Source organism: Kitasatospora sp. NPDC056731 (assembly GCF_040687675.1).
Lineage (GTDB): Bacteria > Actinomycetota > Actinomycetes > Streptomycetales > Streptomycetaceae > Kitasatospora.
Map to the genome: position 1 here is coordinate 94,780 of NZ_JBFBNR010000001.1, position 23,017 is coordinate 117,796.

At 71.2% G+C, this 23,017-nt stretch carries 30 protein-coding genes; 8 read left to right on the forward strand and 22 right to left on the reverse strand.

The genetic code is table 11. The features are described from left to right. Positions 1–243: 243 nt before the first annotated feature. The gene (locus AB0R04_RS00360) at positions 244–936 is read right to left on the reverse strand and encodes an FCD domain-containing protein (protein ID WP_363366751.1); all 693 of its coding nucleotides are present in this window, start codon (positions 934–936) and stop codon (positions 244–246) included. A gap of 181 nt (positions 937–1,117) precedes the next feature. Between AB0R04_RS00360 and AB0R04_RS00365 the strand changes: the two genes are divergently transcribed. Continuing rightward, entirely contained in the window at positions 1,118–2,824 is a 1,707-nt protein-coding gene (locus AB0R04_RS00365; RefSeq protein ID WP_363366753.1) for a 2-isopropylmalate synthase, read from the forward strand. Positions 2,825–2,940: 116 nt separating this feature from the next. On the opposite strand, the gene AB0R04_RS00370 is transcribed toward AB0R04_RS00365, so the two are convergent. From AB0R04_RS00370 to AB0R04_RS00420, 11 genes are all read right to left on the reverse strand, one after another. Continuing rightward, on the reverse strand, positions 2,941–3,720 hold the full coding sequence (locus AB0R04_RS00370; protein WP_363366755.1) for a VOC family protein: 780 nt from the start codon (positions 3,718–3,720) through the stop codon (positions 2,941–2,943). A 98-nt stretch (positions 3,721–3,818) separates the two neighbouring features. Further along, positions 3,819–4,259, reverse strand: coding sequence for a hypothetical protein (locus tag AB0R04_RS00375; RefSeq protein ID WP_363366756.1), 441 nt, complete (start codon positions 4,257–4,259; stop codon positions 3,819–3,821). 79 nt (positions 4,260–4,338) lie between these two features. After that, positions 4,339–4,578, reverse strand: coding sequence for a hypothetical protein (locus tag AB0R04_RS00380; protein WP_063349800.1), 240 nt, complete (start codon positions 4,576–4,578; stop codon positions 4,339–4,341). A gap of 130 nt (positions 4,579–4,708) precedes the next feature. Next, positions 4,709–5,557 (reverse strand): helix-turn-helix transcriptional regulator, encoded by an 849-nt coding sequence (locus AB0R04_RS00385; protein ID WP_363366758.1) that lies wholly within the window; start codon positions 5,555–5,557, stop codon positions 4,709–4,711. A gap of 31 nt (positions 5,558–5,588) precedes the next feature. Then, positions 5,589–6,113, reverse strand: coding sequence for a DUF6879 family protein (locus AB0R04_RS00390; RefSeq protein ID WP_363366760.1), 525 nt, complete (start codon positions 6,111–6,113; stop codon positions 5,589–5,591). Next, positions 6,094–6,327, reverse strand: a complete 234-nt coding sequence (locus AB0R04_RS00395) for a hypothetical protein (protein ID WP_363366762.1) — start codon at positions 6,325–6,327, stop codon at positions 6,094–6,096. Before AB0R04_RS00395 ends, AB0R04_RS00390 begins: the two co-directional genes overlap by 20 nt. 105 nt (positions 6,328–6,432) lie before the next feature. Next, positions 6,433–7,608, reverse strand: coding sequence for an epoxide hydrolase family protein (locus AB0R04_RS00400; RefSeq protein ID WP_363366764.1), 1,176 nt, complete (start codon positions 7,606–7,608; stop codon positions 6,433–6,435). 29 nt (positions 7,609–7,637) lie between these two features. Next, on the reverse strand, positions 7,638–8,225 hold the full coding sequence (locus AB0R04_RS00405; RefSeq protein WP_363366766.1) for a helix-turn-helix domain-containing protein: 588 nt from the start codon (positions 8,223–8,225) through the stop codon (positions 7,638–7,640). Between the two features lie 106 nt (positions 8,226–8,331). Further along, positions 8,332–8,769, reverse strand: coding sequence for a GNAT family N-acetyltransferase (locus tag AB0R04_RS00410; protein ID WP_363366768.1), 438 nt, complete (start codon positions 8,767–8,769; stop codon positions 8,332–8,334). Positions 8,770–8,851: 82 nt separating this feature from the next. Further along, positions 8,852–9,238: a nuclear transport factor 2 family protein gene (locus tag AB0R04_RS00415; RefSeq protein WP_363366769.1), complete on the reverse strand. Its 387-nt coding sequence runs from the start codon at positions 9,236–9,238 to the stop codon at positions 8,852–8,854. 126 nt (positions 9,239–9,364) lie between these two features. Then, positions 9,365–10,114 (reverse strand): glycine-rich domain-containing protein, encoded by a 750-nt coding sequence (locus AB0R04_RS00420; RefSeq protein ID WP_363366771.1) that lies wholly within the window; start codon positions 10,112–10,114, stop codon positions 9,365–9,367. A gap of 237 nt (positions 10,115–10,351) precedes the next feature. Here AB0R04_RS00420 and AB0R04_RS00425 point away from each other — a divergent pair, with 237 nt between their 5' ends. Further along, on the forward strand, positions 10,352–10,855 hold the full coding sequence (locus tag AB0R04_RS00425; RefSeq protein ID WP_363366773.1) for a DUF3592 domain-containing protein: 504 nt from the start codon (positions 10,352–10,354) through the stop codon (positions 10,853–10,855). Positions 10,856–10,882: 27 nt separating this feature from the next. On the opposite strand, the gene AB0R04_RS00430 is transcribed toward AB0R04_RS00425, so the two are convergent. After that, positions 10,883–10,972 carry a DUF397 domain-containing protein gene (locus AB0R04_RS00430; RefSeq protein ID WP_363366774.1) on the reverse strand — a complete coding sequence of 30 codons (90 nt, stop codon included), beginning with the start codon at positions 10,970–10,972 and terminating at the stop codon, positions 10,883–10,885. 31 nt (positions 10,973–11,003) lie between these two features. Further along, positions 11,004–11,831, reverse strand: a complete 828-nt coding sequence (locus AB0R04_RS00435) for a helix-turn-helix transcriptional regulator (RefSeq protein WP_363366776.1) — start codon at positions 11,829–11,831, stop codon at positions 11,004–11,006. Positions 11,832–11,956: 125 nt separating this feature from the next. Here AB0R04_RS00435 and AB0R04_RS00440 point away from each other — a divergent pair, with 125 nt between their 5' ends. After that, the gene (locus tag AB0R04_RS00440; protein WP_363366778.1) at positions 11,957–12,694 is read left to right on the forward strand and encodes an SDR family oxidoreductase; all 738 of its coding nucleotides are present in this window, start codon (positions 11,957–11,959) and stop codon (positions 12,692–12,694) included. A 14-nt stretch (positions 12,695–12,708) separates the two neighbouring features. Then, positions 12,709–12,972, forward strand: a complete 264-nt coding sequence (locus AB0R04_RS00445; RefSeq protein WP_363366780.1) for a hypothetical protein — start codon at positions 12,709–12,711, stop codon at positions 12,970–12,972. Between the two features lie 15 nt (positions 12,973–12,987). Here the strand turns inward: AB0R04_RS00445 and AB0R04_RS00450 are convergent, their stop codons facing one another. The 3 genes from AB0R04_RS00450 to AB0R04_RS00460 form a co-directional block, all read right to left on the reverse strand. Continuing rightward, positions 12,988–13,230, reverse strand: coding sequence for a DUF397 domain-containing protein (locus tag AB0R04_RS00450; RefSeq protein WP_363366781.1), 243 nt, complete (start codon positions 13,228–13,230; stop codon positions 12,988–12,990). Between the two features lie 92 nt (positions 13,231–13,322). Continuing rightward, on the reverse strand, positions 13,323–13,511 hold the full coding sequence (locus AB0R04_RS00455) for a DUF397 domain-containing protein (RefSeq protein WP_363366783.1): 189 nt from the start codon (positions 13,509–13,511) through the stop codon (positions 13,323–13,325). Next, positions 13,508–14,389, reverse strand: a complete 882-nt coding sequence (locus AB0R04_RS00460) for a helix-turn-helix transcriptional regulator (protein ID WP_363366785.1) — start codon at positions 14,387–14,389, stop codon at positions 13,508–13,510. The genes AB0R04_RS00455 and AB0R04_RS00460 overlap by 4 nt, the downstream gene beginning before the upstream one ends. A gap of 119 nt (positions 14,390–14,508) precedes the next feature. On the opposite strand from AB0R04_RS00460, the gene AB0R04_RS00465 reads away from it, so the two are divergent. From AB0R04_RS00465 to AB0R04_RS00475, 3 genes are all read left to right on the forward strand, one after another. Beyond that, a complete protein-coding gene (locus AB0R04_RS00465; protein ID WP_363366787.1) occupies positions 14,509–14,970 on the forward strand; it encodes an ATP-binding protein in 462 nt (153 codons plus the stop codon). A 266-nt stretch (positions 14,971–15,236) separates the two neighbouring features. Next, positions 15,237–15,668: an Rrf2 family transcriptional regulator gene (locus tag AB0R04_RS00470; protein ID WP_363366788.1), complete on the forward strand. Its 432-nt coding sequence runs from the start codon at positions 15,237–15,239 to the stop codon at positions 15,666–15,668. A gap of 144 nt (positions 15,669–15,812) precedes the next feature. Continuing rightward, on the forward strand, positions 15,813–16,550 hold the full coding sequence (locus tag AB0R04_RS00475) for an SDR family oxidoreductase (RefSeq protein WP_363366790.1): 738 nt from the start codon (positions 15,813–15,815) through the stop codon (positions 16,548–16,550). Positions 16,551–16,641: 91 nt separating this feature from the next. Here the strand turns inward: AB0R04_RS00475 and AB0R04_RS00480 are convergent, their stop codons facing one another. The 3 genes from AB0R04_RS00480 to AB0R04_RS00490 all read right to left on the reverse strand — a co-directional run bounded on the left by AB0R04_RS00480 (position 16,642) and on the right by AB0R04_RS00490 (position 19,616). Beyond that, on the reverse strand, positions 16,642–17,748 hold the full coding sequence (locus AB0R04_RS00480) for a serine hydrolase domain-containing protein (RefSeq protein ID WP_363366792.1): 1,107 nt from the start codon (positions 17,746–17,748) through the stop codon (positions 16,642–16,644). A 393-nt stretch (positions 17,749–18,141) separates the two neighbouring features. Beyond that, the gene (locus AB0R04_RS00485) at positions 18,142–19,086 is read right to left on the reverse strand and encodes a hypothetical protein (protein ID WP_363366794.1); all 945 of its coding nucleotides are present in this window, start codon (positions 19,084–19,086) and stop codon (positions 18,142–18,144) included. Continuing rightward, complete coding sequence (locus AB0R04_RS00490; RefSeq protein WP_363366795.1) at positions 19,083–19,616, reverse strand: SigE family RNA polymerase sigma factor; 534 nt, start codon at positions 19,614–19,616, stop codon at positions 19,083–19,085. Before AB0R04_RS00490 ends, AB0R04_RS00485 begins: the two co-directional genes overlap by 4 nt. Before the next feature lie 105 nt (positions 19,617–19,721). Between AB0R04_RS00490 and AB0R04_RS00495 the strand changes: the two genes are divergently transcribed. Next, positions 19,722–20,483, forward strand: a complete 762-nt coding sequence (locus AB0R04_RS00495) for an alpha/beta fold hydrolase (protein ID WP_363366797.1) — start codon at positions 19,722–19,724, stop codon at positions 20,481–20,483. Positions 20,484–20,503: 20 nt separating this feature from the next. Here AB0R04_RS00495 and AB0R04_RS00500 read toward each other — a convergent pair whose 3' ends face one another. Beyond that, positions 20,504–21,151, reverse strand: coding sequence for a MarR family transcriptional regulator (locus tag AB0R04_RS00500; protein WP_363366799.1), 648 nt, complete (start codon positions 21,149–21,151; stop codon positions 20,504–20,506). Positions 21,152–21,165: 14 nt separating this feature from the next. After that, a complete protein-coding gene (locus tag AB0R04_RS00505; protein WP_363366801.1) occupies positions 21,166–22,914 on the reverse strand; it encodes an MFS transporter in 1,749 nt (582 codons plus the stop codon). Between the last annotated feature and the right edge of the window lie 103 nt (positions 22,915–23,017).

Genomic DNA, 23,017 nt, shown 5'->3' on the forward strand with positions numbered 1-23,017 from the left:
ATTGGAGTGAAAGTGCGTTCGCCGCCTGGACCGTGGTCACACACGCTCCGGACACAATGTCATCTGACGGTTGATCGTACGTGCTCGAAGCATCCCAGTTCGGAGCGGGTTGACGAGGCGTCGGCCGTCGGAGCGGGCGGCCGGGTGACCGCTGTGTGAAAACTGTGTGCCCGCGCTCCGGATATCCGCCCGGTCGGTCGGCTGCCCCGTCGGCTGCCGCTCGCCCCGCCCCGCCCGCTCCGCTCAGTCGGCCAGCAGGCGCGACCGGGTGGCCTCCAGCTCGGCCGCCAGCACCCGCCCGGCCTCCTCGGGGTCGCCCCGGTGCAGCGCCCCGACGAGGTCTGCGTGCGACGCGTAGCCGTGGTTCGGGTCCCCGCTGCGCAGCCCCAGCACCCCCACCAGGGCCACCAGGTGCTCCCTCAGGACGGGCGCGAACTGGGCGAACAGATCGTCCAGCACCGGATTGTGCGCGGCCGCCACCACGGCGGTGTGCAGCGCGATGTCGGCGTCCACGAAGGCCGCGTCGTCCGCGCCGCCCGCCGCCAGCCGGGTGGCCAGCGCCGCGTCCACGGCGGTGAGGTCCGCCTCCGTGCGGCGCGCGGCCGCCAGCCGGGCCGCCTGCACCTCGACCATGGTGCGCACCTCGTAGACGTGCGCCAGCTCCGCCCGGCGCAGCCGGGTCGGCCAGTCCAGGGCGGGCCCGTCCGCCGTCACGAACACGCCCGACCCCTGCCGGCTCTGCACCATCCCGGCGCCGGCCAGCGCGCGCAGCGCCTCCCGGACGGTCGAGCGCCCGACGCCCAGCTCCTTCGCCAGGGTCACCTCGCCCGGCAGCTTCCCGCCCACCGGCCAGTGTCCGGCGGTGATCTGCTCCTCCAGGCGTCGGGTGGCCTGGTCGACGAGGGGGGAGCGGTGGAGGGGGCCGAGCGGGGACATTCGCGTTCACCTGTCAGCTTGTCTGAGGACTTGGTTCGTGGTTAGTCTACCCGGCATGCAGCCGTGGAGTCTCCCTCTGGGTGGCCTTCTTCTTGGTGGCCGCAGCGGGGCGTGACCGGACCGGCACCCCGCTGCGGGGCGCCGTCCTGCCGGTCCACCGGTACCTCCGTAAGGACTCATCATGCGATTCCCGACCCTGCGTACCCCCGCCGGCCCCGTCCCGGTCACCGCCCCCGCCTGGAACCCGCAGCGCCCGGGTGCCATGCCCTCCCACCGCTACCGGCCCGCCCACGAGCGCGTGCACGTCCCCGCGCTGATGCGGCGCTGGCCCGGCCGGCGGATCGGCCACGCCCCGCTGTGGGTCCCCGTCGACCTGCGCGACGGCAACCAGGCGCTCGCCGAACCCATGGACCCGGCACGCAAACAGCGGATGTTCGACCTGCTGCTGGCCATGGGCTTCAAGGAGATCGAGGTCGGCTACCCCTCCGCCAGCCGCACCGACTTCGACTTCGTCCGGCAACTGGCCACCGTGCCCGGCGCGGTGCCCGAGGACGTCACCATCGTCGTCTTCACGGCGGCGCGCGCCGACCTGATCGACCGCACCTTCGAGGCCGTCGAAGGCCTGCCCCGCGTCGTCGTCCACCTCTACACCGCCACCGCCCCGCTCTGGCGCGAGGTCGTCCTCGGGCGCGACCGCCACGAACTGCGGGCCCTGATCACCGAGGCCGCCACCCACCTGGCACGGCGGGCCGACGGCCGGCCCGGGGTGCGCTTCCAGTTCTCGCCCGAGGTGTTCAACCTGACCGAACCGGACTACGTCCTGGAGGTCTGCAACGGCCTCACCGAACTGTGGGACGCCAGCCCCGACCGGCCCGTCATCCACAACCTGCCCGCCACCGTCGAGATCGCCACCCCCAACGTCTACGCCGACCAGATCGAGTACCTGCACCGGCACCTGGAGCGCCGCGAGTCGGTGATCCTCTCCGTCCACCCGCACAACGACCGGGGGACGGGCGTCGCCTGCGCCGAACTGGCCGTGCTGGCCGGCGCCCAGCGGGTCGAGGGATGCCTGTTCGGCAACGGCGAGCGGACGGGCAACGTCGACCTGGTCACGCTGGCGCTCAACCTGCACACCCAGGGCGTCGACCCGATGCTCGACTTCTCCGACCTCGACGAGATCCGCCGCACCGTCGAGCACTGCAACCGGCTGCCCGTGCACGAGCGCCACCCCTACGCGGGGGACCTGGTGCACACCGCCTTCTCCGGCACCCACCAGGACGCCATCAAGAAGGGCTTCGCCCACCACGCCAAGGTGGCGGCCGAGTCCGGCGTCCCGGCGCGCGAGGCGCCCTGGTCGGTGCCGTACCTGCCGATCGACCCGGCCGACCTCGGCCGCGACTACGAGGCGGTCATCCGGGTCAACAGCCAGTCCGGCAAGGGCGGCATCGCCTACCTGCTCCAGACCGGGCACGGGCTGGAACTGCCGAGGCGGCTCCAGATCGAGTTCTCCCGGGTCGTGCAGGAGGCCACCGACGACAGCGGGCGGGAGGTGACGGCGGAGGAACTGTACGGGCTCTTCCGCGCGGAGTACCTGGACGCGGCGCCGGACTGGCCGTGGCAGGCCGGCGACGACTGGGCGGAGGTGGACGGCCGGCGCGGCGAGGGCGCCGGGCCGCTCGACGCGGTGGCCGACGCGCTGCGGGTCGACATCCTGCACTTCAGCGAGCACGCCGTCGGGGCGGGTGCTGGTGCTGGTAGCGACGCTGTCGCCTACGTCGAGGCCCGGGTCGGGGGACAGGTGGTGTGGGGCGCCGGGCGGGACGGCTCGGTGCTCACGGCGGGCGTACGGGCGGTGCTCAGCGCCGTCGGCCGCGCGCAGCGGGAGTGACGGCGGGGGTGACGGCCGTCGTACCGGAGTGACCCGTACGGGCGGGAGTTGTACGGACGGAAGTCGGACGGAGACGGCCCACCGCGACACCGTGCGCGGTGGGCCGTGCCGTCCACCTACATCGGTTTCGGTGTGATCACCGCGAACGGCGCGCCCTGCGGGTCGGTCACCACCGACATCCGGCCCGCCACCATGTCGAACGGCGGGGCGAGGACGGTGCCGCGGTGCTTGACCAGGGCGTCCACGGTGGAGTCGACGTCGTCCACCGCGAAGTACGTCAGCCAGTGCGCGGGCGTGCCGGGCGGGTCGTTGTCGAGCAGCGAGACCCCGCCGACGGCCCGGCCGCCGACCCGCAGCTCCCAGTACTGCTCGGCGCCCTGCGCCGGCTGGATCTCGATGCCGAACGCCTCGCCGTAGAAGGCGGTGGCGCCGGGTACGTCGCTGGTGTGCAGCTCGTTCCAGGTCAGCGCGCCGCTCTCGTTGACGACCCGGGCGCCGAAGAACTCGCCCGGCTGCCAGACGCCGAACACCGCGCCCTGCGGGTCGGCGGCGATCAGCATCCTGCCGAGCTCGCCGACGTCCATCGCCGGGACCAGCAGGGTGCCGCCCGCGCCGACGATCGCGTCCTGGGTGGCCTGGGCGTCGGTGGTCGACAGGTAGCTGGTCCACACGGTCGGCGGGGTGGGCATCCCCTCCGGCGCCATCGCCGGGCCGATCCCGGCGGACGGCTTGCCGTTCAGCTCGCAGACCGCGTACCCGCCGAACTCGGCCGGGCCGACCTGCCCCTGCCAGCCGAACAGGTCGCGGTAGAAGTCCAGTGCCGCCTGCTGGTCCTGCGCCATCAGATCGACCCAGCACGGGGTGCCGGTCGCGTACGGAGTGGTGACTTCGGGCATTCTCGCTCCTTCAGGTGAGGTCCTGCGTCGGTCACCCTCTCGTCGCGGATCGCGCTCCGCCACTCGACACGCTGTCACGACCCGCCGAGCGGCGCCGGTCAGCGCCGTCGAAGCGGGCAGGGCGGGGGCGTTTCGGAGGTGGGGCTGAACGTCCGGGGGCACGCCACGGCGGCGACCGACCGGAGCTGCTGCCCGGGTGTCCAGTACGTCCACACCACGTCGTGCGGGAACGTGTCGAGGAACGCCAGGGCGTGATCGAGTCGGGTGAACGCGGGAAGGTCGGCCTCCGAGGCGGGGGAGTCGGCGAGCTGCTTGCCCAGCCAGTCGAGCGCCTCGGCGGGGTCGTTGGTGGTGAGCCTGATCTGCGCCGCCGACTTGGCGAGCCAGTGCATGACCTCCAACGGCGGTACGGGGCTGCCCCATTCGGGCCGCAAGCCGTTCTGCGGTTCCGGCGGCCGCCGCTCGGCGTCGTCGGGCCGCTTGCCGCCCGCCCACGCGTAGCAGTGCCAGTGGAGGCCGGGCCTGTTCCAGTGATCCATGCGCGCTCTACCCTGGGTGTGAGGCGGGCCCCGTTCCCAGTTGCGTTGGGAACGGGGCCCGCTGGTGCGAGGTGGTACGTCAGGCGGAGGTCGTGAAGCGATCCGGGTCGATACCGGCGGAGCTCAACTCCACGGTGGTGAAGCGCAGTTCCCGCCCCGGCGCCTTGGTGTCACCCATCACCCACAACCCGCCGGCCACCCCCGGCACCTCCCGCAGGGTCACGCACGACTCCCCGTCGTCACCCCCACCCTGGTTCCCGCCGCACGCCTTGTAGGCGGCGAGTCCGGCCGGGATCTCGATCTCGTACAGGTCGCTCACTGCACTGCCTTCCTGTTCGATGCTGAAGGGAGGCGGCCCCCAACCGGCATTGACCGATGAGGTGCCGTCAGATCGACAGTAGGAAGCCATGAGTGACACGGTCCACGAAGTTGCACTCGGTTGCACCGGTTCACCCGAGGGAGTTGACGGCCCTGGTGATGCACGCGCGTGCTGCCGCACCCCGATCGGCGAGTTTCGCCAGCTCGGCGAACGCCCTGTGGTAGGTGCCGATTTCGCTCGGCGTCGAGATGTTGATTTCCGCCGTCAAGGTCTCCACGGCGACCAGGTCTTCATCGAAGGCGTAGAACGCTTCAAGTGGCCAAACCGAACGACGCACGCCGAAGGGGATGATTCCGAAGGATACGTTCGGCTGTGCCATCACCGACAGGAGATGACCGAGCTGGCCCGCCATCGCGGCATCGTCGGCCACTCGGTAATACAAGACCGATTCCTCGACCAGAATCGCGAACCGCTGCCCTGCGTTGCGGATGACACTCGATCGCTCGATCCTGGCCTGGACGGCTTGGTCGACGTCGTCAGGTGTCCCCTGGAAGTCCGTGATGGAGCGCAAAAGGCCGGATGCGTATTCGGCGGTTTGCAGCATCCCCGGTACGACATTGGACGCGTAGACGCGGAAGTGTCGGGTTCGCTGGTATAGCGGAACCGTTTTTTCGTGGATCTTCCGCATGCCGTCACGGTGAATCTGCTGCCACTGTATGTACATGGAATCAGCGGAACGCGAGGCGGCTATGAGGTCTGCCGCCTGGTCATCGACGCCACAGGCGGCACACCATGCGCGGATGTCGGCGTCCGATGGTGGAGTCACGCCTCGCGAGATCCGAGATGACTTTGACTTGTGCCATCCACAACGAGCGGCTAGTTCATCCCCTGTGAGCCCGGCGTCCTTCTTCATCGCGTCCAGGCGCGCGGCTAGCGCCGCACGTGCGGACTTCGCGCTGGAGAGCGGATTGGAGGACATGAACTAGCCGATCGGGTTTCTGTGCGGAAAGCTAGACGGTGAACTTCTCGTGAGGGATCCCGGACTCCCAGACCGCTTCGAAAGCCGAAGCACACAGCGCTACCATCGCGGCGTCCTCCGTCTGATCCGTGTGGACCCATCGGCCGGCACCATCGAAAATGTTGAACTGAACGAGTCGACCGTCAAAGATCCAGCAGTCATTGCCGGGAAGAGCGATTCCGGACGCGCTGCGTCTGGGGAGCCAGCGGATATCTTCGCCAGCGGCAATGTTGGTGAAAGTGCCGGAGTGTTCGAAGCGGATGTAATCGCTCACCGGTTCCGAGACCACACGGGCGCGGCGAATCGCGACGCCTCGGCCGGTGACTTCCTGTACCAGATCGAGCCAAGGTCGCCACCAGGAATCGCGGTTGTCGGGATCGAGTCTCTTCCCGTGGCGCCACGCGGCGAACCCCTCGGTTTCGCTCTCCACCGAGTACCAGTCTCGCATCTCAAGGTGCAGCGCCGAATGACGTGCGGATTTGATCAGATCGGCGAAGCTAGAGAGCGTCTGTGCCACCAAGGGCCTCCCTGAGAAGTGGAATCATGCGCCGGGGCAGCCGGATGACGGTCTCGTGCTCGGGAATCGGCCCGGCCTTCAGGCACTCGACTTCCGTCGCCTCGTCCGCTTTCCAGCCCTGAATCACCAGCTCTGCCCGTTCCTCGTCCACCCATACGGAGGGACACCCGTGGTCCCCGGACTCGGGGTCCTTGCCGACGAACCGTAGCTTCATAACCGCCTCCGCTGTCGAGTCAGTTGCGCCCAGTTGCAACGACCTTGGGCCCCGCCTGGGTGTGGAGTCAAGGGCGCATCGGGGCGCAGTGGAGGCGGACGCAACTCAGACCTCGCTCCAACCATCCGCCAAGGAGCGGAAGAAGGTCCGGATGTCGGCGACCAGCAGGTCGGGCTGTTCCAGGGCGGCGAAGTGGCCGCCGTGGTCGAACTCGGTCCAGTGCACGATGTTGTCGATGCGTTCGGCGAAGGCGCGGACCGGGAGGGTGATGTCGTGGGGGAAGACGGCCATGCCGGTGGGGATGGTGGAGGGGGTGGCCTCGGTCCAGCCGTTGCGGGCCGACTCCTTGTACAGCCGTGCGGAGGAGCCGGCGGTGGCGGTGAGCCAGTACAGCATCACGTTGGTGAGGAGGTGGTCCCGGGGCACGGCGTCTTCGGGGAGGCTGCTGTCGCAGTCCGTCCATTCGCGGAACTTCTCGATGATCCAGGCGAGTTGGCCGACCGGTGAGTCGGTGAGCGCGTAGCCGACGGTGTGCGGGCGGGTCGCCTGGACGGCGGTGTAGCCGGAGGTTTCGGCCTGGTGGCGGGCCCAGGTGTCGAGCCGTTCGCGGTCGATGGTGTCGAGGGTGGCCGGGTCGCCGGTGGGGAAGGTGGGGGAGGTGTTGACGTGCACGCCGATGACCCGGGTGGGGGCGGCGAGGCCGAGTTCGCGGGAGATGCCGGAGCCCCAGTCGCCGCCCTGGGCGCCGTAGCGCGGGTAGCCGAGGCGGTTCATCAGTTCGGCCCAGGCGCGCGCCACGCGCCGGTAGTCCCAGTGGAGTTGGCTGGTTGGTCCGGAGAAGCCGTAGCCCGGGATGGAGGGTGCGACCACGTGGAAGGCGTCGCGCGGGTCGCCGCCGTGGGTGCGGGGGTCGGTGAGCGGGCCGAGGATGTCCAGGAATTCGGCCACTGAGCCGGGCCAGCCGTGCGTGATGATCAGCGGGGTGGCATCGGGTTCGGGTGAACGGACGTGCAGGAAGTGCACGTTGGCGCCGTCGATGGTGGTGGTGTACTGCGGGAAGGTGTTGAGCCTGGCCTCGTGTGTGCGCCAGTCGTAGCTGGTCCGCCAGTACTCGGCCAGGTCCTGGAGGTAGGGGAGTGGGACGCCGTAGTCCCAGTCGGCGCCGGGCAGTTGGTCGGGCCAGCGGGTGCGGGCGAGGCGGTCGCGCAGGTCGTCGAGTTGGTGCTGTTCGATGGCGATGCGGTAGGGGCGGATGGCGGTCTCGGCGGTCTCGGCGGTCATGGCGGGGCCTTTCAAGCTCGGGGGAGGGGTCAGGCCGTCGGCAGGAGGTGGGCGAGCAGGGCCGCTTCCAGGTCGCGCAGCGGGAAGGCCGGGTCCTCGGCGGCGAGGGTGAGGCCGCCGCGGATGCCGGCGAGGAGGAGCAGGCGGGCGGCGGCGGGGTCGGGGACGTGGCAGGCGACCAGGGCTTCGTCGAGGGCCTGGAGGAGGTCGGCGGAGGCGAGGTCGGCGCCTGCGGCGACCAGGACGGCTCGGGCTTCGGGGTCGGCGAGGAGGGCGGAGACGGCCCGGCTCTCCTCGATCTCTTCGGGGGCGGTGTCCAGGCCGAGCAGGGCGGAGCGGACCAGGAGTTGCAGGGTGTCGGCGGGGCTGTCGGCCGGTTGGGCGGCGAGCGCCGCGCGGGTGCGTTCGCGCCAGCCGTCGGCGATGTCGATCAGCAGGCCGTCCTTGCTGCCGAAGTAGCGGGAGGGCAGTCCGTCGGCGACGGCGGCCCGGGTGGCGACTTGGCGCAGGGTGGTGGCGCGGTAGCCCTGTTCGGCCATGAGCAGGACGGCGGCGCGCCGGATCTTGGCGCGGGTTGCTTCGCGGACGGCCGCCGAGGCCTCAGGCGTGCGGGGCATGGGGGTGTCCGGTTTTTGGTTGAACCATTGTTCAATATAAACACACGCAAAGGTCCGCGTCACGCCCGGCGCGGGCCCCGGGGAGTCGGAGGTGGCAGGTCAGTCGCTAGCCCAGTTCGTAGCGGACGATCTCGTCGGTCACGGTGGTCACGACGAAGCCGGTCTTCACCAGGACCCTTCCCGAGGCGGGGTTGCCGACGCGGTGCTCGGCGGTGACCCGTGGGGTGCGGTGGTGGGTGAGGAACCGGCGCACCGCTGTGGTGGCGTAGCCGTGGCCCCAGGCGTCCTCGCGCAGGATGTAGCTGAGGCTGCCCGTGTGGCCGGTGATGCGGAGTCGGACGATGCCGATCAGGTCGTCGTGGACGTCGATGCCGAGGGCGCGTGCGGTGCGCGGCCGGTGCGCGTCGGCCTCCCGGGCTTCGCGTACGTAGTCGTGGGCCTGGGCGGCGGTCATCTGGCCGAACCACAGGTCGGCGACCGACCTGCCGCTGTAGATGCGGCGGACGGCGGGGGCGTCGTCCGGCCGGAGCTCGCGCAGGTGCACCCTTCCTCCAACTCGTGGCGCCGGTCCGGGGCTTCCGCTCGCCGAGCGGGAAGCCGGCGGGAAGCCCCGGGCCCTTGGCGGCTCAGGCGAAGACGAGGCGGAAGATCTGGTTGTAGACGAAGAAGCCGCCGGGCTGGCCGGGGATCGGCTGCAGGTTGAACGTCTCGGTGAACTGCAGGGGCTTGTCGAAGGCGTTGTCGATGACGAAGCTGCCCGTGACGGTGACCAGTACGCCGTTGCCCGGGGCGGGTTGCGCGTCGGTGGTGTTCACCTTGTGCTTGACGGTGGCCAGTTCGGGCGTCGTCAGCTTCGCGAGGATGTTCTGCTGCCCCTGGACCTGGGTGTTCTCCCAGGTGAGCATCGACTCGGGTCGGTAGAGGCTGTTGAGGTTCGAGCGACCCTCGATGCCGGAGTCGAAGGTGTTGTAGTAGTGGGGCACGAACGAGTTGGCGACGGCATTGAAGTCCATGTGCGGAACGTACCAGTCCACTCACAACGGGTGTGCGCCGTTTGACAGATCCGGCCGGGGCTGCTGCGGCACCGACCGGATCCCCTGTTCGGTGCCGTCCAGGCTCGGCCTTGTGAAGTCGGGTGCTCAGAACGACCAGTGGATGAGCGCGTACCCCGGCGCTCCGGCCTCGCCGGGCGAGGTGCCACTGGCGCCGGACTCGCCGCCCGGCCCGCCGGTCGCGGCGTCTCCCGGGTTGGCGCTCCCGGTGTTCGCGGGCTGGCCGCCGGTGCCCCCCGGCGAGGTGGGGTTCGGGAAGAACACGCTGGTCGTGCTGCCCCCGGCCGCGCCGGGGCGTACGTAGCCGCCGCCACCCAAGGGGGTCTCGGCGGGTGCGGTGCCGCCGCCCCCTGCGCCGCCGCTGGCGTACGAAGGGGAATCCCCGTTCGGCACGAAGCCCCCGCCGCCGCCCTGGGCGGTGGCCAGCACCGTCGAACCGATCGCGACGGTGCTGCTGGTGCCGCCGGAGCCCACGGCGCCAACCGCACCGCCCGCGCCACCGGCCCCGATGGTGATGGTGACCTGCTCAAGGGGGAGCACCGTGATCGCGCCGTGCACGTATCCGCCGCCACCCCCGCCCCCGCCGCCGGTCACGGGCGTGGTCGAGGTGCCGCCGGCGCCTCCGCCACCGGCGCCCCAGGCGTCGATCAACAGGCCGGTGACACCGACGGGGACGGTGAAGGTGGCGGTCCGGGTGAACTCGCGCACGCCCGTGGTGGCGTGGGCGGGGGCGGTCCCGGCGGCGAGGGTGGTGGCGGAGACGGCCAGCACGGTCGCGCAGGCGGCCAGTGCGGCCCTGCTCCGCCGACGGCGTGTCGTGGTCGGGGCGGATGTCATCGAGGTGTTCCTCCGTGTCGCTGCCCTGGCCGGGCGTGGGCGGGCGGGTCTGTGGGTAGTCCACGCACCATCCTTCGCTGCCGGGGCGAACCGTGCACCAGGTGTTACGCCGGATGACCGGGGAGCCGGGCCCGTCGGCGGATCTCGACCAGAGGTTTGCCCTGCTCGGAAGCCGGTGTCGGTGGGTGCGGGTAGCGTGAGCGCACGTGGGCAGTTGGGCCGACACCGGGGGGATCGATGGAGAACGCGCCGGACCACGGCCGGACCGTGCGGGACGGTTCGCTCGCGATGATCGGCCTGGGGGTCCTGCTGTTCGTCCTCAGCCTGGTCTACCTGATACCGCACGACATGGGGGTGACGTCGGCTCTCCGCAGCCGCGGCGTCCACGTGTCGGCGGTCGTCACCGAGTGCACTGAGGTGAGCGCGCCGCAGGACAACCCGGCGGGCAACGCCCACTGCCGGGTGCGGTTCACGACGTCCGAGGGGGTATCCGTCGAGACCCAACTCGCCTACGTCACCGACAGCGTCAAGGCCCGCGACACCGTGACGGTGGTGTACGACCCCCAGCACACCGACACCGCCGCCCTTGCTTCGAGCATCGGTTTCTGGAACTCACTGGGCCGGAACGTGCTCGATGTGGTCGCACTGGTCGCGTCCGTCATCATGACCCTGCTGGGCCTCGCGGTCCATCTCGCGTACCGCCGGTTCACCCGGGCGCGCAGACGGCCCACCGCTCTTTAGACGGTGAGCCGTTGAGGGGGAAGTCGATCAGACCTCGACGGTGGCGGCGAAGGCGACGAACGCCTGCCAGGCGGCGGGGGTGAAGGTGTGGTGGGGGCCGGAGGGTCCCCCTGGCACGAAGCGTTCCTCAGGCTCGCCTGCTGCGTGATCACCTACCGACGCGTGTGGCGTGTACGGAGCCGAGCAGGCTGAGTGCCTCGGCGCTGGGGCTGCCGTGTTCGGCATGGTAGATGATCAACTGCTGGCCGGGGGCGTCCCGCACGTCGAATGCGTGGTGGGTGAGGGTCATGCCGCCGACGTCCGGGTGGTGGATGTGCTTGTGCTCGCGGGTCTTGCCGCGCACGGTGTGGGTGTTCCACAGCCGGGCGAAGTCCGTGCTGTGCGTGCTGAGTTCGCCGACGAGAGCCCGTAGGCTCGGACTGCCCGGGTCGACGCCGGACGCCTGGCGCAGGTGCCCGACCACCGTCTCTGCCGTCCGCTCCCATCGGGGGTGGAACGGCCGACCTGCCGGGTCGAGGAAGACCATGCGGGCCAGGTTGTCCATCGCTTCGAAGGGGGAGTACAGGGCCTCGGCCAGGGCGTTGGCGGCCAGGATGTCCAGGATCGGGTTGATGACGAACGCCGGAGTGCTGGGGTAGCCGTCCAGCAGGACGCGCAGGGCGGGGGCGACCTGGTCGGTGACGGCGACGGGCCGCTGGGACGGTGCGGTTCCGGACAGTTGGTGAAGGTGCGCCCGGGCATCGGTGTCCAGCAGCAGCGCGCGGCTGAGCGCGTCCACCACCTGCGCGGACGGGTGGCGTTCACGGCCCTGTTCCAGCCGGGTGTAGTAGTCCGCGTTCACCCCTGCCAGTACGGCGACTTCTTCGCGGCGCAGCCCGGCGACCCTGCGCACGCCATGGCTCGGCATCCCGACCTCGTCCGGCCGCACGGCCGCACGGCGCGCCCGCAGGAACTCACCCAGCTGGTTGTCGGTCATGTGCCCAGGCTAGGCCGCGGGCCCGGTGTGCTGCCTGGGTGTACCGCACCCAGGCAGCACACGGCCTGGGCCGCCCGGAACACCTCGCCCAGACTCGGTGCCCTACCGAGAGACAAGGGGCAGTCATGCCGGACCGGACAATCAAGGTCGTAGCGATCACCGGTGCCAGCAGTGGGATCGGCGAGGCGACCGCCCGCCGGCTCGCCGCCGACGGCCACCGCCTGTTCCTGGGAGCACGGCGCACCGATCGCCTGGACCAACTCGTCACGGAGATCACCGCCGCGGGCGGCACGGCGGCGGCCCGGCGCCTGGACGTGACCGAGGCCGCCGACGTGCGGGACTTCGTGGCAGCGGCCGAAGAGCGGTACGGCCGCGTGGACGTGATGGTCAACAACGCCGGGGTGATGCCGCTGTCGCCGCTGGAGGCGCTCAGGACGGAGGAGTGGGACCGCATGATCGACGTGAACCTGCGGGGTGTCCTGCACGGCATCTCCGCCGCCCTGCCCGTGATGCGCGCCCGAGGTGGCGGGCACATCGTGAACATCGCCTCCGTCGGCGCGTACGAGGTATCTCCCACCGCTGCCGTGTACTGCGCCACCAAGTTCGCGGTCCGTGCGATCTCCGAGGGCCTGCGTCAGGAGTCCGCCGGTGACGTCCGGGTCACGCTGGTCTCGCCGGGCGTCACGGAGTCCGAACTCGCCGACGGCATCGCGGACCCGGCCGCCCGGGCGGCCATGCGGACGTACCGCGCCGTGGCCCTGCCGGCCTCCGCGATCGCGGACGCCGTCGCCTACGCAATCTCCCAGCCGCCGTACGTCGACGTGAACGAGATCGTCGTTCGACCTGCGGCGAGCGCCCAGTGACGGAAGGAACCGGAATGCTGCACACCCCCGCTCTCGACGACCTGGCGCGCAGAATACGTGGCCTGGAGGACCGGGACGCCCTGCACGCCCTCATGATCCGCGGCTGGCGGGCACTGGACCGCAAGGACTGGCGGACCTGGTCCGCCTGTTGGGCCGAAGGCGGTCCCTACGACTGGGAGTTCCGCCGTGACGGGGACGGATGGCTCTTGACCTGGCAGCGGCTCGGGGTCTTGTGGACCGACGGCGAGGACACCCTGCGAGCCTTCGAACCGGAGTGACCGGAACTACGTTGATCAGGCCTCGGCGGTGGCGGCGAAGGCGACGAACGCCTGCCAGGCGGCGGGGGTGAAGGTGTGGTGGGGACCGGAGGCGTCCTTGGAGTCGCGGACGAGGACGGCGTCGGTCGTCTCGGCGACCTCGATGCACTGGCCGCCTTCGTTGGTGCTGTGACTGCTCTTGTGCCAGGCGATCTCGATGCAGGTGGTGCCCTCGTTGCCGCTGTGGCTGCTCTTGAACCAGACGAGTTCGCTGCTCACTGCTCCCCCTAAGTGTGGGACGGCGCGGTCAGCTTGACGGTACGCCAACGGCCCGCCGCCCGGTAGGCGGTGGGCCGTTGGGAGGACGTTGATCAGACCTCGGCGGTCGCGGCGAATGCCACGAACGCCTGCCATGTGGCCGGCTCGAACGCCAGCTGTGGGCCGCTCTTGTCCTTGGAGTCACGCACGTGGATGACGTGGGTCGTCTCGGCGACCTCGATGCACTCGCCACCTTCGTTGCTGCTGTAGGTGCTCTTGAACCATGCCAGCTCGGTGCTCATCGTTCTCCCAGGATCTTCTCGATCAAGGCCAGGGACTCCTCGGGACCAAGGGCCTGCGCCCTGAGGATGTTGTAGCGCGCGTTCATGATCCGGACTTCGTCCGGATCGGTGATCAGCCTACTGCTCGTCTGCGCCTCGATATAGGCGTGCTGGGGTCGCCCCTTGGGCGTGATCAGGATGAACGATCCACCCATACCCGCGTGCTCTGTCTTGCTCAGTGGCAGCACCTGGATGACCATGCCGCGAGTCCGTCCGACCTCCAGGAGCCGGCGGAGCTGGGCCGCGTGCACGTCCCACCCGCCCAGGGGCCTGCGCAGCACGCTCTCGTCGATCACCCAGCTGAACATCCCCCGAGGCCATTGGGTCAGCACTTCCTGACGAGCCATTCGGGCGGCGACTCGCATCTCGATCACCTCCTCCGACAGGGGAGGCTGCCTCATCGCGAAGATAGCTCGGGCGTGCTCCTCGGTCTGGAGCAACCCAGGGATGCCGAGCGTGGCGAAGTTGTGCGTCTCGATCGAGTCGACCTCCAGGGCGGCGTAGCCCCGGAACCAGGCCGGGTGCCGCAGCCGCGCCTTGGCCCGCGCCCGCATCACGTCGTCCTTCGTGATGGCCAACAGGCCGCCGGCGTTGAGGACTTTGTCCGCCGCTACCAGGAACTCCGGCTGCGGGGTGCGCTTTCCGCGCTCGACCGCGCCGATCAAGTGCTCTCCGTAGCCGACGCGTTCGCCGAGTTCCTTCTGCGTCATCCCGGCCCGCTCCCGCAGGAGCTTGATCTGCTTCCCGATGGCGCGGAAGAAGTCCGACACCTCGCTCAGGTCCTCCTGCAGTTCCGTGCGAACGTCGTCGTCCGACTCGATGTTGCGTCCTGCGCCCATCGCGACCACCCCGTTAGTGATTCGGCCACACGAACAAAAGCTGTCCGCACCCGGACAGACACTCTCCGTACTCCCCGGATGCATGGTCAGCGTACTTCCGGGGCGCCACGATTTTTTCCATGACGACCGACATCCCGCTCGACAGCCCCCGCCGTCACACCGTCACCCTCGCCGCCACCCCCAAGGGCGCCGCCGTCTGCCGGCGCATCTCCAGGCGTCAACTCACCACCTGGGGGCTGAACTTGTCCCACACCGAGCCGTACTACTCGGCTCTCCTGATCGTCGCGGAGCTCGCCGCTAACGCGACTACCCATGGCCGCGTTCCGGGGCGCGGGTTCGAGCTTCACCTCTGTCTCACCACCACCGTGCGCCGGGGCACAACCTTGCGCATCGAGATCTCGGACTGCAGGGGCGACCGTTTCCCCGCCCTGCCCGCCGTCCTCGCCCCCAACTCCCAGTCCGGGCGCGGCCTCACCCTCATCGACGCCCTCGCCGACCGCTGGGGCGCCATCCCCCGCCACCCCAACGCGAAGACCGTCTGGGCCGAGCTCGACCTCCCCATCGCCCTCGATGCGTCCTGAACCCCGCCATAGCCCGGGCAGCGCGACGCTCTGCACCCTCCTTCCGTTCGTCCTCCTGCTCGCGCTTCTCGCCTGGATCCACCCCCTCACCGCGCACCACCCCCCGAACCGCCACCCCCGCCCCGTCTCCACCTCCACCCCAACCACCCCGTAAAGCAAGAGGAGTGGGAAGTCGGCCCCGCCGACTTCCCACTCGACTCCGCCGGGGCTTGTCGTAGGCCGATGTAACTATTACAGTTACGACATGGAGAGGGGTGATGGGCGGCATGAGTGCGAACAGTAGGTTGACCGTCGCCGCGCACGCCCTGACCTGGATCGGGCTGTACCAGCGCCGTGGCCACGAAGTCGCCACCTCCGAGCAGATCGCGACGAGCGTCAACACCAATCCCGTGGTGATCCGCCGCCTGCTGGCCCAGCTGCGCAAGGCGGGCCTGGTCGACTCGCGAAGGGGTGCCGGGGCCGGCTGGACGCTGTCGCGGGACCTGCCGGCGATCACCCTGCTCGACGTCTACGAGGCGGTGGAGCCGGGACCGATCTTCGCCCTGCACCCCGCCACGCCCGACCCCGAGTGCGTCGTGGGCCACGGCATCGCTCCGGTGATGGCCGCCGTCTACGACGGGATCGAGGCCACCCTCCGCCGGGAGTTGGCGGGAACCACGCTGGAGGATGTGCTGCGCGACGTGCTGAAGGCCGCCTAGCCTCGGCCGTGGCAATGCTTCCCGCGCCGCTTCCCGCGCCGCTTCCTGCGCCGCTTCCCGCGCCGCTTCCTGCGCCGCTTTCTGCGCCGCTTTCTGCGCCCAGAAATGTAACAAGAATAGTTACGTCAAGATTCGGAGAATCTCATGGGACAGCTGGACAACAAGACCGCCCTCGTCACCGGCGCCTCCACCGGCATCGGCCTGGCCATCGCCCGCCGCTTCGCCGCCGAGGGGGCGACCGTCTACCTCACCGGCCGCCGCGAAGCCGAACTGGCCGCCGCCGTCGAGCAGGTCGGCAGCCGGGGCATCGGCATCCGGGGCGACGTGTCGAAGCTCGACGACCTCGACCGGCTCTTCGCCGAGATCACCGAGCGCAGCGGCCGGCTCGACGTCGTCGTGGCCAACGCCGGCCTCGGGGACTTCGGCCTGCTCGGCGAGATCACCGAGGAGGAGTACGACCACACCACCTCCGTGAACCTCAAGGGCACGGTCTTCACCGTGCAGAAGGCGCTCCCGCTGCTGTCGGCCGGCGCCTCGGTGATCCTGCTCTCCTCCAGCGCGGCCCTGCGCGGCGTCCCGGGCCTGGGCGTCTACGCCGCCACCAAGGCCGCGATCCGCAGCCTCGCCCGCACCTGGGCCACCGAACTCGCCGGCCGGGGCATCCGGGTCAACGCCCTCACCCCGGGCCCGGTCGCGACCCCCGGGGCCGACGAGCTGCGGGCGGCGTACCCCCAGGTCGATCAGGCCGTCGCCACGACCCCGCTCGGCCGCATCGGCCGACCCGAGGAGGTCGCCGCCACCGCCCTCTACCTGGCCGGGGACCAGAGCTCCTTCACCACCGGCGCGGAACTGCTCGTCGACGGCGGCGTCACCCAGCTCTAGGGGTTTCACCTCGGGACAGAAGCTGAGCGGAGTGGAAAAGCGGAGTGGGAAGTCGGACCCGCCGACTTCCCACTCCCTCACCGGACTTCGGTCAGCGGCACAGGGCCGTGTCCACGACGTTCTCGACGTGCTCCGAGCCGGCGGCGTCCGGTGGGACGGTGGTCACCGCGATGTTGACGGCGCGGCCGTCGTCCGTCGCCCCGCCCCGGGTCTCGTAGCCGGGGATGTCGCCGCCGTGGCCCCAGTAGACGCCGCCGCAGGACAGCGGCCGGCTGATGAGCCCCAGGCCGTAGGCGGCGCCGCTGTCGCCGATGGGGACGGTGGTGCGCATCTGGGCGAGCTGGGCCGGTTGCAGGAGGCGGCCGCCGAGGAGGGCGGTGAAGAACTGGTTGACGTCGGAGTTGGTGGAGATCATCTGGCCCGCCGCCCCGCCCGCGGAGGGGTCCATCTCGGTGAAGTCGATCAGGTGTCCGTCGGCCGCGTCCTTGCGGTAGCCCTGGGGGTGGGCCTCGCGGATGGTCCGGTCGCCCTGGGCGGGGTAGTAGGTGTGCCGCAGGCCGAGGGGCTTGATGATGCGCTGGTCGATCTGCTCGGCGATGGGGCGGCCGGTGACCTTCTGGACGACCAGGCCGGCGAGCACGTAGTTGGTGCTGCTGTACTTGAAGCTTGCCCCCGGGGCGAAGTCGGCCTTGTGCTGGAAGGCGATGTCCAGCAGGTCGCGCGGCTCGAAGTACCGGTGCTGGAGGGAGGGTTCGTCGAGGTCTCCCTCGTAGTCCGGGAGCCCGCTGGTGTGCTGGAGGAGCTGACGGACCGTGATGTGGCGCCCGTCGATGCCGTCGCCGCGGACCAGGCCAGGGAGGTAGGTCTCGACGGGCTCGTCGAGGCCGATCTTCCCCTCGCCGACCAGCTGCAGCACGACCACCGCCGTGAACGTCTTGGTGTTGCTGCCGATCCGCACCTGGCCGTCGACCGGCACCTTCGCGCGGGTGGTGACGTCGCCGACCCCCGCGGTGTAGGTGCGGGTGCGGCCGTCACGGCCCTGGACGCTGGCCAGCGCGGCGGGCAGGCCGTCGTCACGGACCAGCGCGTTCAGCCCCTGCTGGACGGTGTCCGGGCGGGGGGCGGCGGCGGCCGTGGACGGCGCCAGGGCGGTGCCCGCGGTCATGACGCCGACGGCCACCGCGGCCGCCGCCGCCACGACGACCCCGCGCCGACCGGCCTGCGGGCGCCGGGAGGAAAGCCGGGAGGAAAGCCGGGACGAACGCCAGGAGGAAGGCCGGGGGGAAAGCGGCTGCCGCATCTGCTCACGCACGAGTCAACTCCGGTGCAATCAAGGGGAGGCCGGGAAGTCCTCCCCGGCTGTGATCGCCAGTCTGCTCGGGCGGCCCGCCAATGACCTCCCTCGACCGGGGGAGCACTTTCTCCCACGTTTCCGCGATGCGCACCGACCGCCCCGCACGCCGACCGCCCCGCGCACCGACCGCCCCGCACGCCGACGCGGGGCCGGCCCGCCGGGGGAGCGGGCCGGCCCCGCGGGCCTGGTCGGGCGGTCGTGGCCGGCCCGGTCGTGTTCAGCCGGTCGCGGCGACCGCTACTCGGACAGCATCTTCACGCCGGCGTCCGGCAGCTTGGCGCCGTTCTTGTCGAAGAACTGCCACGACGTCACCTTCTTGCCCGGCTGCTCGGGGACCACCAGCCGCTGGTACGGGGAGTCCCCGACGGCCTTCAGCCACGGCTCCATGACCGTGCCGTCCGACCAGGTCACCAGGACCTTGCCGACGTCCGGGCCGAGGGCCATCACGGCGAGCTTGATCGGGAGCGGACCGGGCGTGCCGGCCTTGTCCCGGGGGGCCATCAGGCCGCCGCTGAACGTGTCGGCCATCCGCGGGTCGAGGTGGCCCGGCGCCGGGTAGCTGCCCGCGTTGTCGTACGGCTGGCGCACCCCGTCCAGGGTGACGTAGTCGTTCACGACGTCCTCGTTGGGCTGCCAGTACTGCTGGACGTACGCCTCCGTCGGCTTGTCGAGCGAGGGGTCGACGGCGTGGCGCTCCTCCCAGACGGCCACCGCCTGCTCGTACGCCCGCTCCTTCGGGGCGACCGGCCAGAGCGCCGTCCAGAGCTTCCACGTCTTGCCGTTGGGGGTGTCGCCCTGGGCGAGCACCACCCGGACCGGGGTGAACGGGTCCCGCTCGGCCGTCGCCGTGCCGGACGGCTGGGCGGCCGGACCGCCCCCGGTGCCGCCGCCGGGACCGCCGTTGGCCGGGACGAGCGCCTGGGCGCCGCTGCTTGCGGGGGAGCTGTGCAGACCCGCCATCGTCCCGCCGCCCAGCACCATCACCGAGGCCAGCGCGAGCGCGCCGACCACCGACCGGCGACGGCGCCGGATCCGGCGGCCGCCCGCCATGATGTCCGCCATCGGCGCCGGGCTGATCCTGGCCCCGGCCGCCACGTCCGCCAGGCCGAGTCCGACCCACACGTCGCCGTCGTCGCCCGCCGCGCCCATACCGACCGTCCCGCCGTTGCCGCCCGCGCTCATACCGCACCTCCGATGCTCGTCATGCCCTTGATTTCCTTCAGCGCTGCGGCCCCCCGCAGTCTCGCGATCCCCTTGGCCGCGTGGCTGCGCACGGCTCCGGCCGAGCAGCCCATCGCCTCGGCGGCCTGGCTGTCGCTCAGGTCCTCCCAGTACCGCAGCACCACGGCCTCGCGTTGGCGGGCCGGCAGGGCGGCCAGCGCCGTCATCAGCGCGCCGCGCTGGTCGGAGCGGGCGTAGCAGTCCTCCGCTCCGGCCTCGTCCGGCACCGCGTACACCAGCAGCTCCGGCGCGCGGCGGCGCCAGCGGCGGGCGTGTTCGTTCACCAGGATCCGCCGCACGTAGCTGTGCGGATCGCCGGCCCGTCGCACCTTCGCCCAGGCCGCGCAGGCCTTCTCCGCCGCGGACTGCACCAGGTCCTCGGCCGCGTACTGCTCCCCGGCCAGCAGGTACGCCGTCCGCAGCAGCCGTGGCCAGGCCCCGACGATGAACGCCTGGAACTCCTCGTCCCGGTCGGTCTTCGTGTCTCCCATGAGCACCTCCTCACCCACCTAGAGCCCGGAAGCGGCCCAAAGCGCTTACTCCCTCCGATCACCAAACCGGTTGGCGTCCCCCAGAGGCGTCGATACGATCCGCGGATGATCCTCTCCCATGACGTATCTCATGACCTGCCGGGCGACCGCCTCACCGTGGTGCTGCTGCACTCGTCCGTGTGCGACCGGAGGATGTGGGACCCGCAGTGGCAGGGGCTGGTCGACGCGGGCTACCGGGTGATCCGGGGCGACTTCCGGGCCTTCGGCGACACGCCGCCGGCCGACGCCCCGTACAGCGACGCGCAGGACGTGCTGGCGCTCCTCGACCACCTGGGCGTCGAGAGCGCCGCGCTGATCGGCGCCTCGTACGGGGGGAAGGTCGCCATGGACGTGGCGGCGCTGCGCCCCGGGGCCGTCACCGCGCTGGCCCTGCTCTGCTCCGGAGCGTCCGAGCACGTCGCCAGTGACGCCCTGATGGCCTTCGCCGCGCGGGAGCGGGAACTCCTCGCGACCGGGGACGTCGAGGGCGCCGTCGAGCTCAACGTCGAGAGCTGGCTGGGCCCGGAGGCGGGCGACGAGGCCCGCGAACTCGTCCGCCGGATGCAGCGGCGCGCCTTCGAGGTGCAGGCGGATGCCGAGATCGGCCCCACCGACGACGAAGCGGACCTCTCCCGGATCACGGCGCCCTGCCTGGTCGTGACCGGCGGCCACGACGTGGACGACTTCCGGCAGATCGCCGACTCCTTGGCGACCCGGATCCCCGGCGCCCGCCGCCTCGAACTGCCCTGGGCCGGCCACTTCCCCGGCCTCGAACGGCCCGAGGAGACCTTCGAGCTGCTCACCGGATTCCTCCGCGAGACGGCGTAGGCGCTCCGAGGAGCGCTGCCTCAGCCGACGGAGTCGCGCCGGTCGGGGCAGGGCGGGCCGGGGAAGGCCGGGTCAGGGCAGGCCGGGTCGAGGTAGGACGGATCGGGGCAGGCTTGGCCGGGGAAGGCCGCGTCGGGATCGTCCAGCAGCAGCTCCAACAGCGGTACGACCTCCTCCAGTTGACGGCACTGCTGCGGGGTGAGCCGCGCGCTGCGGCGAGCCAGCAGGGCGGAGCGCTCCCGGCGGATCCGGGTGATCGCCGCCAGACCGGCCGGGGTGAGTTCGAGCAGCTGGGAGCGGCCGTCCAGCGGGTCGGGGGTCTTGGCGATCAGGCCGTCGGCGGTCAGCGGGGCGATCGTACGGAGCACGGACGGCACGGCCACCCCCTCCCGCGCGGCGAGTTCGCCGAGCCGCAGCGGGCCGTGCACCTCCACCCGGGCCAGGGCGGAGAGTTGGGCGACGGTGAGGTCCTGGCCGCCGGAGGCGCGGGCCATCTGCCGGTTGAGCCGGCCGATCGCCAGGCGCAGCCGGACGACGGCCTCGGCGGAGAGACCGGCCCCGGCTGCGCCGTGGCTCCCGGCCTGGGCGTCGGCGTCGGTTGCGGCCTCGGCCTCGGTGTCGGTCGCGCCGTCGGTGTCGGCGTCGGCGCCGGTCACGGAGTCGGTCACAGCATCGTGCCCGGTCATGGCCTGCGGGCCTTTCCGCGCGGTGCGGGCCGGCCCACACCGGGCCGTTCGGCGGGCCCGGCCGCGCCCGGCCGGGGGCGGCGGCTGCGGCGCGGCCCGGTCCGCTCGCGGACCAGCGAGGCCGCCGCGGCGACCAGCGACATGGCGATCGCCAGCCAGAACACCACGACCAGGCCGTCGTGGAAGGGGCCCGAGATCAGTTGCGGGAAGAACTCCCGGCCGGTCAGCGTCCGGGCGTTGGCCGCCGGCAGCATGCCGAGCACGTGCGGGCCCAGCAGCTGCTGGATCGGGTTGTACCCGAGGAACGCGGCGAAGAGCGTGCCGACCGGTGGCAGCGAGGCGATGGTGTGCGCGTCGGCGGCGGGCACGCCCTGCGCCGTCAGTCCGGCGGTGAGGGTGTGCGGCAGCGAGCCGGCCAGGCCGGCCACCATCAGCGAGAAGAAGACGCCGATCGAGAGCACCATGCCGGCGTTCTGGAAGGTGGCCCGCATGCCGGAGGCGGCGCCGCGGGCCTCGGCCGGCACGCTCGACATGATGAGCGAGGTGTTGGGGGCCGCGAACAGGCCGCCGCCCAGGCCGTTGAGGAACACCAGGACGGCGAACCACGGGTAGCCGAAGTCGGTGGGCAGGAGCAGCAGTCCGGCGAAGGACAGGGCCATCACCATCAGCCCGCCGGAGGCGAACAGCCGGGCCCCGGCGCGGTCGGAGAGGTAGCCCGAGACCGGCCCGGCGGCCAGGAAGCCGACGGTCAGCGGGACGAGGTAGATGCCCGCCCACAGCGGGGTGTCGGCGTAGTCGTAGCCGTGCAGCGGCAGCCAGATGCCCTGGAGCCAGATGATCAGCATGAACTGGAGGCCGCCGCGGGCGATCGAGCCCAGCAGGGTGGCCGCGTTGCCGCCGGCGAAGACCGGGTCGCGGAACAGCGCCAGCGGGAACATCGGCTCGGCGACCCTGGACTCGACCAGGCAGAAGGCGATCAGCAGCGCCACGCCGCCGAACAGCCCGCCCAGCACCCAGGGGCTGGTCCAGCCCATGGTGTGGCCGCCGTAGGGCTGGATGCCGTAGGTGATCGCGGCGAGCAGGGCGGTCAGGCCGACGGCGAAGGTGACGTTGCCCCACCAGTCGATCCGGGCGGGCCGCCGTACGCCGGTCTCGCGCAGCGACCGGTAGGCCCAGACCGTGCCGAGGATGCCGATCGGCACGTTGACCCAGAAGATCGACCGCCAGTTCCACTCGGCCAGCAGCCCGCCCAGCACCAGGCCGATGAAGGAGCCGGCGATGCCCGCGACGATGTTCACCCCCAGCGCCATGCCGCGCCGGTGGGCCGGGAACGCGTCGGTGATGATCGCGGCCGAGTTGGCCATCAGCATCGAGCCGCCGATCGCCTGCGCCACCCGCCAGCCGATCAGCCACAGCGCGCCCGGCCCGCCGTGCAGCGGGTCGAGGGAGAGGGCCACCGAGGTGAGGGTGAAGATCAGGAAGCCGGCGTTGTAGATCCGCACCCGGCCGTGGATGTCGCCCAGCCTGCCGAGGGTGACCACCAGGACGGCGGTGACCAGCATGTAGCCCATCAGCATCCACAACAGGTAGCTGACGTTGCCGGGTTGGAGCGGGTCGAGGCCGATGCCGTTGAAGATCGCGGGGAGGGAGATCAGGACGATCGAGGCGTTGACGGTGGCGATCAGGGTGCCGAGCGTGGTGTTGGAGAGGGCGACCCACTTGTACCGGGGATGGTTCGCCGCCACGGCTCCGCGGACCGCGCGGACGGGCCGGCGCCTGCCATTGTTCGGGATCTTCGTCGCCACCGCTGCCCCCAGGTGAGTGGCAGACCGGGGCCGCCAGTCGGAG

Excerpts from the sequence above, each read along its gene's own strand:
- AB0R04_RS00360 (WP_363366751.1), bottom strand. The coding sequence starts at position 936 with ATGTCCCCGCTCGGCCCCCTCCACCGCTCCCCCCTCGTCGACCAGGCC.
- AB0R04_RS00365 (WP_363366753.1), top strand. The coding sequence starts at position 1,118 with ATGCGATTCCCGACCCTGCGTACCCCCGCCGGCCCCGTCCCGGTCACC.
- AB0R04_RS00370 (WP_363366755.1), bottom strand. The coding sequence starts at position 3,720 with ATGCCCGAAGTCACCACTCCGTACGCGACCGGCACCCCGTGCTGGGTC.
- AB0R04_RS00375 (WP_363366756.1), bottom strand. The coding sequence starts at position 4,259 with ATGGATCACTGGAACAGGCCCGGCCTCCACTGGCACTGCTACGCGTGG.
- AB0R04_RS00385 (WP_363366758.1), bottom strand. The coding sequence starts at position 5,557 with ATGTCCTCCAATCCGCTCTCCAGCGCGAAGTCCGCACGTGCGGCGCTA.
- AB0R04_RS00395 (WP_363366762.1), bottom strand. The coding sequence starts at position 6,327 with ATGAAGCTACGGTTCGTCGGCAAGGACCCCGAGTCCGGGGACCACGGG.
- AB0R04_RS00400 (WP_363366764.1), bottom strand. The coding sequence starts at position 7,608 with ATGACCGCCGAGACCGCCGAGACCGCCATCCGCCCCTACCGCATCGCC.
- AB0R04_RS00405 (WP_363366766.1), bottom strand. The coding sequence starts at position 8,225 with ATGCCCCGCACGCCTGAGGCCTCGGCGGCCGTCCGCGAAGCAACCCGC.
- AB0R04_RS00415 (WP_363366769.1), bottom strand. The coding sequence starts at position 9,238 with ATGGACTTCAATGCCGTCGCCAACTCGTTCGTGCCCCACTACTACAAC.
- AB0R04_RS00420 (WP_363366771.1), bottom strand. The coding sequence starts at position 10,114 with ATGACATCCGCCCCGACCACGACACGCCGTCGGCGGAGCAGGGCCGCA.
- AB0R04_RS00425 (WP_363366773.1), top strand. The coding sequence starts at position 10,352 with ATGGAGAACGCGCCGGACCACGGCCGGACCGTGCGGGACGGTTCGCTC.
- AB0R04_RS00435 (WP_363366776.1), bottom strand. The coding sequence starts at position 11,831 with ATGACCGACAACCAGCTGGGTGAGTTCCTGCGGGCGCGCCGTGCGGCC.
- AB0R04_RS00440 (WP_363366778.1), top strand. The coding sequence starts at position 11,957 with ATGCCGGACCGGACAATCAAGGTCGTAGCGATCACCGGTGCCAGCAGT.
- AB0R04_RS00445 (WP_363366780.1), top strand. The coding sequence starts at position 12,709 with ATGCTGCACACCCCCGCTCTCGACGACCTGGCGCGCAGAATACGTGGC.
- AB0R04_RS00455 (WP_363366783.1), bottom strand. The coding sequence starts at position 13,511 with ATGAGCACCGAGCTGGCATGGTTCAAGAGCACCTACAGCAGCAACGAA.
- AB0R04_RS00460 (WP_363366785.1), bottom strand. The coding sequence starts at position 14,389 with ATGGGCGCAGGACGCAACATCGAGTCGGACGACGACGTTCGCACGGAA.
- AB0R04_RS00465 (WP_363366787.1), top strand. The coding sequence starts at position 14,509 with ATGACGACCGACATCCCGCTCGACAGCCCCCGCCGTCACACCGTCACC.
- AB0R04_RS00470 (WP_363366788.1), top strand. The coding sequence starts at position 15,237 with ATGAGTGCGAACAGTAGGTTGACCGTCGCCGCGCACGCCCTGACCTGG.
- AB0R04_RS00475 (WP_363366790.1), top strand. The coding sequence starts at position 15,813 with ATGGGACAGCTGGACAACAAGACCGCCCTCGTCACCGGCGCCTCCACC.
- AB0R04_RS00485 (WP_363366794.1), bottom strand. The coding sequence starts at position 19,086 with ATGAGCGCGGGCGGCAACGGCGGGACGGTCGGTATGGGCGCGGCGGGC.
- AB0R04_RS00490 (WP_363366795.1), bottom strand. The coding sequence starts at position 19,616 with ATGGGAGACACGAAGACCGACCGGGACGAGGAGTTCCAGGCGTTCATC.
- AB0R04_RS00495 (WP_363366797.1), top strand. The coding sequence starts at position 19,722 with ATGATCCTCTCCCATGACGTATCTCATGACCTGCCGGGCGACCGCCTC.